At 66.7% G+C, this 12387-nt stretch carries 5 protein-coding genes; 2 read left to right on the forward strand and 3 right to left on the reverse strand.

Annotated features, from left to right (window positions below; translation table 11 throughout):
* Window positions 1-11: 11 nt before the first annotated feature.
* Window positions 12-941 carry a metalloregulator ArsR/SmtB family transcription factor gene (locus tag ABNK63_RS06315; protein WP_350016981.1) on the reverse strand — a complete coding sequence of 310 codons (930 nt, stop codon included), beginning with the start codon at window positions 939-941 and terminating at the stop codon, window positions 12-14.
* A 153-nt stretch (window positions 942-1094) separates the two neighbouring features.
* Between ABNK63_RS06315 and ABNK63_RS06320 the strand changes: the two genes are divergently transcribed.
* A complete protein-coding gene (locus tag ABNK63_RS06320; protein WP_350016982.1) occupies window positions 1095-2255 on the forward strand; it encodes an acyl-CoA dehydrogenase family protein in 1161 nt (386 codons plus the stop codon).
* Between the two features lie 215 nt (window positions 2256-2470).
* Here ABNK63_RS06320 and ABNK63_RS06325 read toward each other — a convergent pair whose 3' ends face one another.
* Together ABNK63_RS06325 and ABNK63_RS06330 are read right to left on the reverse strand one after the other, a co-directional pair.
* Window positions 2471-5647, reverse strand: coding sequence for an efflux RND transporter permease subunit (locus tag ABNK63_RS06325; RefSeq protein WP_350016983.1), 3177 nt, complete (start codon window positions 5645-5647; stop codon window positions 2471-2473).
* Window positions 5648-5659: 12 nt separating this feature from the next.
* The gene (locus tag ABNK63_RS06330) at window positions 5660-6838 is read right to left on the reverse strand and encodes an efflux RND transporter periplasmic adaptor subunit (RefSeq protein ID WP_350016984.1); all 1179 of its coding nucleotides are present in this window, start codon (window positions 6836-6838) and stop codon (window positions 5660-5662) included.
* Between the two features lie 655 nt (window positions 6839-7493).
* Here ABNK63_RS06330 and ABNK63_RS06335 point away from each other — a divergent pair.
* Window positions 7494-12290: an NAD-glutamate dehydrogenase gene (locus ABNK63_RS06335; RefSeq protein WP_350017193.1), complete on the forward strand. Its 4797-nt coding sequence runs from the start codon at window positions 7494-7496 to the stop codon at window positions 12288-12290.
* The last annotated feature ends 97 nt before the right edge of the window (window positions 12291-12387 follow it).

Consider the following 12387-nt stretch of genomic DNA (forward strand, 5'->3'; position numbering starts at 1 on the left):
TCCTTGCAGGTTCAGGCGGGCTTGCGCGCGAGCAGGCTGATCACTTCGAAATGCGGCGCCTTGCGCTCGCGGCTGAGCCTGTTGCAGCTCAGCACGTCGAGCCTGGCGGCCCGGGCATAGCCGTCCAGCTGGTCGCTGCTGAAGCCGAGGTTGCGGTGGTCGAACGGTTCGACCGCCTTGCCGTGGTCGTGCTTGCCCAGGGTGACAGCAAGCAGGCGGCCGCCCGGGCGCAGCAGGCGCGCAGCCTCGGCCACCGCCCTGGCCGGGTGTTCGGCATAGGTCAGCGCGTGCAGCATCAGCACCAGGTCGAAGCGCTGGTCGCCCAGCTCCAGCGCGTGCATGTCGCCCTGGATCACGCGCACGTTGGTGAAGGCCTGCAATCGCTTCGCGGCGGCCTCGACCACCCGCTCGCTGGAATCCACGCAGACGATGGAGTGCGCGTGGGGCGCCAGCAATTCCGCGGTGATGCCGTCGCCGGAAGCGATGTCCAGCACGTCACCGGTGCCCAGCAACTGCAGCAACGAACGGGCGAGGGTTTCCCAGGTGCGGCCGGGCGAGTAATGGCGCTCCATGTCGCCGGCCACGGTGTCGGCCCAGCCTTCCTCGCGGGCGCGGTTGGCCAGCACGCCGGGCAGGCGGGCGGCATCTTCGCGCAGCAGGGCGTCGTCGATGCTGGCGCGCAGCGAGGCGAGCAGGTCATGCTGCGCCTCGTCGCCTTCGTTGTTGGCGCGATAATAGGCGGAGACGCCGGCGCGACGATCGCGCACCAGCCCGGCCTCCTTCAGCTTGGCCAGATGGGTCGACACGCGCGGCTGGGCCAGGTGCAGCACGGCCGCCAGTTCGGCCACCGTGAGTTCCTCGTTTTCAAGCAAGGCGAGCAGGCGGACCCGGGTGGGGTCGGCAAGCAGGCGCAGCACGCTTGAAGCGGTTGCCAGATCCATAATCATCCCTGTATCGCGATACAAAGATGTGTAGGCTAGGCCCCGTTCGGGCAAGCGTCAAGCGCCGGTGCGCGAGGTCGTTGCCACCTCGCACGTCCCGCCACCGGCCATCCCGGCTAAAATGTCCGGCTTTCCCCGTTGCCGGAGCTCCTCATGGATTTCAGCTTTACCGAAGACCAGTTGTCGATCCAGTCGATCGCCCGTGATTTTGCTTCGAGGCGCATCGCACCGGTGGCCGCCGAGCTCGACGCGAAGGGCGAGTTCCCGCTGGAGAACATCCGCGAGATGGGCCAGCTCGGCCTGATGGGCATCGAGGTGCCCGCGGAGTACGGCGGCGCCGGCATGGACCCGGTGGCCTACGTGCTGGCGATGATCGAGATCGCCGCGGCCGACGCCGCCACCTCGACCATCATGTCGGTGAACAATTCGCTGTTCTGCAACGGCATCCTCAAGCACGGCAACGAGGAGCAGAAGCAGAAGTACGTGCGGGCGATCGCCACCGGCGAGGCGATCGGCGCCTATGCGCTGACCGAGCCGCAGTCCGGCTCCGACGCTTCGGCGATGCACACGCGCGCCACGAAGAACGCCAACGGCGACTGGGTGATCAACGGCAAGAAGAGCTGGATCACCTCCGGCCCGGTGGCGCGCTACATCGTGCTGTTCGCGATCAGCACGCCCGGCATCGGCGCCAAGGGCGTGTCGGCCTTCATCGTCGACACGCAGCTGCCCGGCTTCCACGCCGGCAAGACCGAACCCAAGCTGGGCATCCGCGCCTCGGCCACCTGCGAGATCGAGTTCACCGATTACGTGCTGCCGAAGGAGAACCTGCTCGGCGAGGAAGGCAAGGGCTTCTCGATCGCGATGGGCGTGCTCGATGCCGGCCGCATCGGCATTGCCTCGCAGGCGGTGGGCATCTGCCGCGCGGCGTATGAGGCCACCTTGCAGTGGTCGCGCGACCGCAAGGCGTTCGGCGCGCCGATCGGCACGTTCCAGATGACCCAGTCCAAGATCGCCGACATGAAGTGCAAGCTCGACGCGGCGACCCTGCTGACCCTGCGTGCGGCCTGGACCAAGGGCGAGGCGGAAAAGAATGGCGGACGCTTCGGCACCGAGGCCGCGGTGGCCAAGCTGGTCGCCTCCGAGGCGGCGATGTGGATCAGCCACCAGGCGGTGCAGATCCATGGCGGCATGGGTTACTCGAAGGAGATGCCGTTGGAACGCTACTTCCGCGATGCAAAGATCACCGAGATCTACGAAGGCACCAGCGAGATCCAGCGCATGGTGATCGCGCGGGCGGAGACCGGCTTGCGCTGAAGCCGGTCAGGAGTCGGGAGGTCGGGAGGTCGGGAGGTCGGGAGTCGGGAGTCGGGAGTCGGGAGTCGGGAGTCGGGAAGAGCGGTGCCACCCGATGCGGTCCGGCTGATCGACGTTCCTCGCTTCTGATAGAAACAGAAACGCCCCGGCTGATACCGGGGCGTTTCTGTTTGGAGCGTGTGGGGCGAGGGGTTATTGCTCGCCGTTTCCGGTCATCAGTGTCCGCGACGGGGATCCGAATCGAACGACTGCATGCCATTGCCGCTGCGCACGGCGGCTGGCGTGTCGCCGTCCAGCTTGTCGCCCAGCAGGCGGCGCACCACCACGTAGAACACCGGGATCAGCAAGACGCCGAGGAAGGTGGCGAACAGCATGCCGCCGATCACGCCGGTGCCGATCGCATGGCGGGCATTGGCCCCGGCGCCGCTGGAGATGAACAGCGGGAACACGCCCAGGATGAAGGCCAGCGAGGTCATCAGGATCGGCCGCAGGCGCAGGCGGGCCGCGTCGACGGTGGCCTCGCGCAGGGTGCGTCCGGCTTTCTGCTCGGCCACCGCGAACTCCACGATCAGGATCGCGTTCTTGGCGGCCAGGCCGATCACCGTGATCAGGCCGATCTTGAAGTAGATGTCGTCGGGCAGCCCGCGCAGCAGCGAGAACACCACCGCACCGAGCAGGCCCAGCGGCACTACCAGCATCACCGACACCGGGATTGACCAGCTCTCGTACAACGCCGCCAAGGCCAGGAACACGATCACGATCGACAGCAGCATCAGCAGGGTGGCCGCGTTGCCGGACAGGATTTCCTGGTAGGACTGGCCGGTCCAGTCGAAGCCGAAGCCCTTGGGAAGATCGTTGTTGACGATCCGCTCCATCTCGCTCATGGCTTCGCCCGAGGCGTGTCCCGGCGCCGGCGAGCCGACGATCTCCACCGCCGAATAGCCGTTGTAGCGGGTCAGCGAGGGCGAAGACACCTGCCATTGGCTGTGCACCACGGTGGACAGCGGGATCATCTCCGGCGCGGCGCCGGCGGCACCCAGCGTGCTCGGGGTGAAGATGTGCTGCAGTGCCTCCGGGCCCATGCGATAAGGCGCGTCAGCCTGCATGATCACCCGCTTGATGCGGCCGCCGTAGGTGAAGTCGTTGACGTAGACCGGCGCCAGCATCAGGCCGATCGCGTTGTAGATGTCACCGACCTGCAAGCCCATCGACTGCGCCTGCACGCGGTCCACGTCCAGGTGCAGCTGCGGCGAGTCTTCCAGTGCATTGGGGCGCACGCCGACCAGCGCCTTGTCCTGGCTGGCCTTGCCCAGCAGCATGTTGCGGGCCTGGGTCAGCGCCTCGCGACCGGCGCCGCCGCGGTCCTGCAGGTACATGTCGAAGCCGCCGAACTGGCCCAGTCCCTGCACCGTCGGAATGTTGGCCACGAAGATCCGCGCGTCGTGGATCTGCTGCATGGAGCCGTTGGCACGCTGGATGAACTCGGCCGCCGTGTCGTCGCGCTTGGCCCAGTCCTTGAGCTTGATGAAGGCCATGCCGGCGTTCTCGCCCGAACCGATGAAGCTGAAGCCGGTGACCTGCAGCACGCCCTCGACGGCCGGGTCCTTGTTGAGGATCTCGCGCATCTGCGCCATCACCGCCGAGGTGCGCTGCTTGGTGGCGCCCGGTGGCAGCTGGATCACCGACAGCGCGTAGCCCTGGTCCTCCTCGGGCAGGAAGCTGCCGGGCAGGCGCGTGTACAGGAAGCCGCCCAGCACGGCCAGCAGCACGAACACCAGCATCCAGCGTGGCGCGTGGCGCACGGCGCCGCCGATGTGGCCGGTGTAGGTGTGCGTGGTCCAGTCGAACAACTCGTTGAACTTGCGGAAGACGACGTTCTTCTTCTTGTGGTGTTCCGGTTGCAGGAAGCTGGCGCACAGCGCCGGCGTGAACGACAGCGCGAGGAAGGCCGAGAAGCCCATCGACACAGCGATGGTCAGCGCGAACTGCTTGTAGATGATGCCCGACGCGCCCGGCTGCAACGACGAGGGCACGAACACGGCAGCCAGCACCACGGTGATCGCCACCACCGCGCCGGTGATCTGGCCCATCGCCTTGCGCGTCGCATCCTTCGGCGACAGGCCTTCCTCGGTCATGATGCGCTCGACGTTCTCGATCACCACGATCGCGTCGTCCACCACGATGCCGATCGCCAGCACCATGCCGAACAGGGTCAGCTGGTTGATGCTGAAGCCGAGCACCAGCATGCCCAGGAAGGTGCCCAGCAGGGCCACCGGGATCACCAGGGTCGGGATGATGGTGGCGCGGATGTTCTGCAGGAACAGCAGCATCACCAGGAACACCAGGATGATCGCCTCGACCAGCGTGTGCACCACCTCGTTGATCGAGATGGTGACGAAGGCGGTGCTGTCGTACGGGCTGAACCAGGTCACGCCCTGAGGGAAGCTCGGCGCCAGCTCGTCCATCTTGCCGCGCACCGCGGTGGCCACGTTGAGCGCGTTGGCGCCGGGCAGCAGCTGGATCGCGAACGCACCGATCGGCTTGCCCTGGTACTGCGTGTCGAAGCCGTAACCGCCGGGACCGAAGCTGATCCGCGCCACGTCGCCCAGCTTGACCGTGGTGCCGTCGGGATCGGCACGCAGGATGATGTCGGCGAACTGTTCGGGCGTGGTGAAGCGCCCCTCGGTGGATACCGTGGCGGTGAAGCCGTGGCCCGGCAGGGCCGGGTCCGCGCCCAGCGAACCGGCCGCGAACTGCACGTTCTGCGCCTTGATCGCCGCCAGCACCTGGGTGGCGGACAGACCGTAACCGTGCAGCTTGTCGGGGTTCAGCCAGATCCGCATGGCGTATTCGGAACCGAACTGCTGGGTGCTGCCGACGCCGGGCACGCGCGAGATCTGGTCGAGCACCTGCGAGCCGACGATGTCGTTGAGACGGTCGCGGTCGATGTTCTTGTTGTCCGAGGTCAGCGCGACCACCATCAGGAAGCCGGCGTTGGCCTTGGCCACCACCACGCCCTGCTGGGTCACTTCGGACGGCAGTCGCGGCGTGGCCAGCGCCACCTTGTTCTGCACCTGAACCTGGGCGATGTCCGGATCGGTGCCGGACTCGAAGGTCAGCGTGATGCTGGCGCGGCCGCTGGCGCTGGACGAGGAGTTGAAGTACAGCAGGTGGTCGATGCCGGTCAGCTGCTGCTCGATCACCTGGGTGACGGTTTTCTCGGTGGTTTCGGCGCTGGCGCCGGGGTAGGTCGCGCTGACCGTCACCGAGGGCGGCGCGATCGTCGGATACGACTCCACGCCCAGGTTGAGGATGGCCAGCACGCCACCCAGGGAAATCAGGATCGCCACCACCCAGGCGAAGATCGGGCGGTCAATGAAGAAACTCGGCATCGTCCGGCTCCGTTACTTGCCGCTGTGCGCGGCTGGCGGCTGGCTCGATGACGAGCTGGCGGGTTTCCACGGGCTGGCCTTGGCCGGCGCACCCGCCTTCACGTTCTGGATGCCCGACACCACCACCTGGTCGCCGGCGGCGAGGCCATCATTGATGACCCAGTTGCCGTCGACCATGTCGGCGGTGCTGACGTCCTTGCGCACGACCTTGCCATCGGCATCGACGGTCATCACGTAGGCGCCCACGGTGTCGCGCTGCACGGCCTGTTGCGGCACCAGGAACACCTTGTGCTGCTGGCCCAGGTTCGCCTTCAGCGTCACGTACATGCCGGGCAGCAGGCTGCGCTTCGGATTGGCCACCTTGGCGCGCAGGTTGACCGAACCGGTGGACGGGTTGACCGTGGTGTCGGAGAAATCCAGTACGCCGGGTTCGGGATAGTCGCTGCCGTCGGGCAGGGTGATCTTCACGCTGGCCTTGTTCGGATCGGCCAGGGTGACGTTGCCGCTGCTCTGTGCGCGGCGCATCTGTTCCAGCGAGTCGACGCCCATGGTGAAGTTCACGTACAGCGGGTCCATCTGGTCGACGGTGGTGAGCAAGGTGGCCTCGCCGTTGCCGACCAGGGCGCCTTCGGTGACCTGCTGCTGGCCGGCGCGGCCATCGATCGGCGAGGTCACGTTGGCGTAGCCGAGGTTGATGCGGGCCGTCTCGACGTTGGCCCGGGCTGCCTGCACCGCGGCGGCGGCGCTGCGTTCGGCGGCCAGCGCGTTGTCCAGGTCGGACTTCGACACATAGCCCTTCGGCGCCAGTTCGCGCACCCGCCGCGCGGTGACCTTGTTGTTGGTCCAGGTGGCCTGCGCCTGGGCCAGTGACGCCTGGGCCGCGCTCAGCGAAGCCTTCAGCGGTGCGGGATCGATCTGAAACAGCAGTTGCCCCTGCTTGACGTTGGTGCCTTCCTCATACGTGCGCTTGAGCAGCACGCCGGCCACGCGGGCGCGGACATCGGCGCTGCGATAGGCGGACAGGCGCCCGACCAGGTCGCGGGTCAGTGGCGAGGTCTGCGGCTGGACCTTGATCACGCCCACGTCGGGAGGCGGCATCTGCGGCGGACCCTGTTCCTTGCCCTTGCCGCAGGCGGTCAACGCCAGCAGGCCCAGGCACAACAATGGCGTGCGCAACAACGAGGAATTCATGGAAGCTCCAGAACTGGCTTGAACGGGGGAGGGGGTGCCGACGCGCGCTGCGATGTCGTCAGGAACGAGATACCGCATCTTGCGTCACATGTCCTGTGTCAAAGGTTGCGGGCCTGTCGGCCCGCGTTTCGAACCCGCCGACACGGCGAGAAGCGCCATGCGTAGCGCTTTGCCTGCAAGACTATACCGGCGAGTTTACATTTTATCCGGGGCGCGAATCCAGTCATTGACAGCTGTTTCAAACCGTGGACAGCGCAGCGGCGTCCACCGGCGCCTTCATGCGCGACGCAGAACCGCGTGCGGTGGCCGCGATGCTGTCCAGCGGCGTGGACGTCGCGCATCGATGGAGGCGGTGCACACCGGCTTGTCGCGCCAGCTGTACCAAGGCTGACGACGAGCCCCGAACATGCGCTGCAGCATGGTCGGGCGGGCGCTGCGTGGGTGGATTCGCCCGGGTGCGCGGCGTATCCTTTCAAGGCTTTTTACCCGTGTTACCCACCATCGTCTCCACTGAACAGTAGATGCCATGAATGCGACCCATGCGGCGAACGATCCTTCCCTTCCGTCAGTAGTGCTTGCAGAGCTGAAAATGGGCGGTTTCTCGCCCGAGCGCCTCGGTGAGGCGCAGGTTTTCTGCGAGGCTTTCTTTGCGCGAGTGGGGGGCGGCGACGCTCATCTGCACACGCCCGTTCAATGGGCCGCATTGGTCGGCAGCCTGCTGGAGTTCATGCAGCAGCGGCAGCGTGGCAGCGCCAGCGTGCGCGTGCTCAATCCCGCCGACGCGAATTCGGGCCGCAGCATGTTGCAGATCGTCACCGACGACATGCCGTTCCTGGTCGACACGGTCAGCATGATCGTGTCGGCGAAGTTGCAGATCCACGCCGTGATCCATCCCGTGCTGAAGGTGACCCGCGATGCCTCGGGCAAGCTGCTGTCGCTGGGCGACGCGGCCGGCCAGGGCGAGTCGCTGATGCATTTCGAGATCGACCGGGTCGCCGATGCGGCCGAACAGGAGCAGCTGACCGCCCACGTCGAGGCCGCCCTGGATGACGTGCGCGCCGCGGTCAGCGACTGGTCGGCGATGCGCGACAAGGCGCTGGCGATCGCCAACGAGCTGCCGCAGCGCAAGCTGCCGATCGATGCCGCCTCGGTGCAGGAGGCCAGCGAGTTCATGAACTGGATCGCCGCGGACAACTTCACCTTCCTGGGTTACCGCGAATACGAAGTGGCCGACGCCGAAGGCGATCGCGTGTTGCGTGCCATCGATGCGTCGGGCCTGGGCATCCTGCGCGCCAACGAGCGCTCGATGGCGCCCCGTTCGCTGCGCACGCTGGCGGCCAGCGAATTGCCGCAGTCCGGTTCCACCGATGCGATCATCCTGACCAAGACCAACGCCCGTTCACACGTGCATCGCGCCGGCTACATGGATTACATCGGCGTGCTGCAGTTCGGTGCCGACGGTCGCGCCGTGGCCGAGCAGCGCTTCCTGGGCCTGTTCTCCTCCAATGCCTACATGGCTCGCCCGCAGGACGTGCCGCTGGTGCGGCACAAGGTCGAGGCGGTGCTGGCGCGTTCGGGCCTCAAGCGCGATTCGTACTCGGGCAAGTCGCTGCGCCACATTCTCGAAACGCTGCCGCGCGAGGAACTGCTGCAGGGCACCGAGGACGAGCTGTTCGCCACCGCGATGGGCATCCTGGAGCTGCGCCAGCGCGCGCATACGCGCCTGTTCATGCGCCGCGACCGCTACGGGCGCTTCTTCACCTGCATGGTGTTCGTGCCGCGTGACCGCTTCAACACCTCGGTGCGCGAACGCATCGAGGCGCTGCTGGGTTCGGCGCTGCACGCCGAGCAGATCGATTCGTCGGTGCTGATGGGCGAGGCCGCCCTGGCGCGCCTGCACATCGTGCTGCGGCCGAAGATCGGCGACCAGCCGAACTATGATCTCGCCGAGCTGGAAAACGGCGTCGCCGGCATCGTGCGCAACTGGCACGACGAGGTGCGCGATGCGCTGGTGGCCCAGCGTGGCGAGCACGAGGGCGTGGTGCTGGCCAACCGCTACGCTCGCGCGCTGCCCGCCGGTTATGTCGAGGACGTGAGCCCGGCGGTGGCCGCCGACGACGTGCACGAGCTGTCCCTGCTCAAGGGCGACAACGCCTTGCGCATGTCGTTCTACCACCCGCCCGAAGAGCCCGAGACGCTGCGCTTCAAGGTCTACCGTTCCGGTGGCGACATCGCGCTCTCCGAGGTGCTGCCGCAGCTGGAGAACCTCGGCCTGCGCGTGCTCACCGAACATGTCTACGACATTCCCGGTGAGGCTTCGCTGTCGATCCAGGACTTCGAGGTGCAGCCGGTCGGCAAGCTCACCTTCGGGGTGGAGCAGGTCGGTGCGCTGTTCGAGGACGCCTTCGAGCAGATCTGGCGCGGCCACGCCGAGAACGACGGCTTCAACCGGCTGGTGCTGGGCGCCAAGCTGAGCTGGCGTCAGGTGGCGATGCTGCGCGGTTACTGCAAGTACCTGCTGCAGACCGGCGCCACCTTCTCGCAGTCGTACATGGAGGAAACGCTCAACCGCTATCCGGCGATCGCCGGCCTGCTGGTCGAGCTGTTCCTGGCCAAGTTCGATCCTCGTCGCGAGGCGCTGTCCGCCGACGAGCTGAAGGCCGCCGGTGCGACCCTGGTCGCCGAAATGCAGGCGCTGATCCCGGCCAACGTACAGGCTGCCCAGCCGGGCCTGATCGACGGCCTGGGCGCGGCGCTGTCCAAGCCGCGCGCCGACCAGGTGGCGATGGTCGAAAGCGCCATCCACGTGCTGCTGGAGAACGTGGCCAGCCTCGACGAAGACCGCATCCTGCGCAGCTTCGTCAACCTGATCCGTGCCACCTTGCGCACCAGCTTCTTCCAGCAATGGGAGGGCGCTTACCGCGACTACATCAGCTACAAGATCGATTCGCACAAGGTGCCCGAGCTGCCCAAGCCGGTGCCGTATCGCGAGATCTGGGTGTGCGCCCCGCGCGTCGAGGGCATCCACCTGCGCTTCGGCGCGGTGGCCCGTGGCGGCCTGCGCTGGTCGGATCGCCGCGAGGATTTCCGCACCGAGGTGCTGGGCCTGGTCAAGGCGCAGATGGTGAAGAACACGGTGATCGTGCCGGTCGGCTCCAAGGGCGGCTTCTTCGTCAAGAAGGCGCCGGTGGGCGGCGACCGCGACGCGCAGCTGGCCGAGGGCATCGCCTGCTACAAACTGTTCATCAACGGCCTGCTCGACATCACCGACAACCTGATCGAGGGCAAGGTGGTCAATCCGCATGACGTGGTGCGCCACGACGCGGACGACCCCTACCTGGTGGTGGCTGCCGACAAGGGCACGGCGACCTTCTCCGACATCGCCAACGCGATCTCGATCGAGCACAACTACTGGTTGGGCGACGCGTTCGCCTCCGGCGGTTCGCACGGTTACGACCACAAGGGCATGGGCATCACCGCCAAGGGCGCGTGGGAATCGGTCAAGCGCCACTTCCGCGCGCTCGGCCGCGACAGCCAGACCCAGGACTTCACCTGCGTCGGCATCGGCGACATGTCCGGCGACGTGTTCGGCAACGGCATGCTGCTGTCCGAGCACATCCGCCTGCTGGCCGCGTTCGACCATCGCCACGTGTTCCTCGATCCGAACCCGGATGCGGCGCGCACCTTCGTCGAACGCCAGCGCCTGTTCGCCGTGCCGCGATCGAGCTGGGACGACTACGACAAGTCGCTGATCTCGGCCGGTGGCGGCGTGTATCCGCGCAGCGCCAAGTCGATCCCGATCTCGCCCGAAGTGCGCACGGCGCTGGGCCTGAAGCCCGACGTCGAGCAGATGGCGCCCAGCGACCTGCTCAGCGCAATCCTGAAGGCGCCGGTCGACCTGCTGTGGAACGGCGGCATCGGCACCTACGTGAAGTCGTCCGCCGAGACGCATGCCGACGTGGGCGACCGCGCCAACAACGCGCTGCGCGTCAACGGCGGCGAGCTGCGCTGCAAGATCGTGGGCGAGGGCGGCAACCTCGGCTTCACCCAGAAGGGCCGCATCGAAGCGGCGCAGAAGGGCGTGCTGCTGAACACCGATTTCATCGACAACTCCGCCGGCGTGGATACCTCCGACCACGAAGTGAACATCAAGATACTGCTGAACGATGCCGTGCAGCGTGGCGAACTGAGCTTTGATGCGCGCAACGTGCAGCTGGCCGCGATGACCGACGAAGTGGGCCAGCTGGTGCTGTGGGACAACTACCGGCAGAACCAGGCGATCACCCTGATGGAACACCAGTCGGTGGGTCGCATCGGCTCGATGGCGCACTTCATCCGCACGCTGGAAGCCGAAGGCACGCTGGATCGCCAGGTCGAGAACCTGCCGTCCGAAGCCGAGCTGACCGAGCGCAAGAGCCGCGGCATCGGCATGACCCGGCCGGAACTGGCGGTGTTGCTGTCGTACGACAAGCTGCGCCTGTTCCAGCAGCTGCTCGACTCCGACGTGCCGGAAGATCCCTACCTGTCGAAGGAACTGGTGCGCTACTTCCCGCTGCCGCTGCACGACAAGTATGCCGAGCACATGCAGCGCCATCGCCTGAAGCGCGAGATCATCGCCACCTCGGTGACCAACTCGACGATCAACCGCATGGGCGCCACCTTCATGATGCGCATGCAGGAAGACACCGGCCAGGGTCCGGCGGCGATCGCCAAGGCGTATACCGCGGCGCGCGAGATTCTCGACGCGCGCGCGTTGTGGTCGCAGATCGAGGCGCTCGACACCAAGGTCGCCGAGGACACCCAGATCGACGCGATCAAGCAGATCTGGTCGCTGCTGCGGCACATGACGCGCTGGCTGCTCAATCGCCCCGGTGGTTCGCTGGACATCGCGGCCAACGTGGAGCGCTACCAGGCGGTGGTGTCGAACCTGCGCAATGCCTTGCCGCAGGTGCTGACGCCGACTGGCCAGGGCGACTTCGCCTGCAACCGCGAAAAGTGGGAGGGCCTGGGCCTGCCCGCCGACCTGGCGCTGCGCCTGGCGCGCATGCCGGTGCTGCGTGCCGCACTGGACATGGTCGAGGTGGCCCAGCAGAGCGGCCAGCCGGTGGACAAGGTGGCTGGCGTGTTCTACGAGCTGGGCCAGGCGCTGGACCTGGAATGGTTGCGCGACCAGATCGAGGCCTTGCCGGTGGAAGGTCACTGGCATGCGCAGGCACGCGGCTCGCTGCTGGATGAACTCAACCACCAGCACCGGGCGCTGGCCCTGCAGGTGTTGAACCTCAGCGGCGCCAGCAAGGACGTTTCGCCGGTGCAGGCATGGCTGCAGCGCGACGACGCCACCCTGAAGTACACCCGCAGCATGTTGGCGGAAATCCTCACCCAGAACGCGGACTACCCGATCGCCTCGGTGGCGGTGCGGCGGTTGGCGCAGCTGGCGCAGGTGCCGGTGTGAGCTGCCTGCACTGAGGGTTGTGATTTTTTCAACCTCTCAGGTCGGCCAAGGACGGCCGGGCATGAAGCAGTCACGCAAGTGACTGTTTCATGTGAGC

Source organism: Rhodanobacter sp. IGA1.0, assembly GCF_040208325.1.
Taxonomy (GTDB): Bacteria; Pseudomonadota; Gammaproteobacteria; order Xanthomonadales; family Rhodanobacteraceae; genus Rhodanobacter; species Rhodanobacter spathiphylli.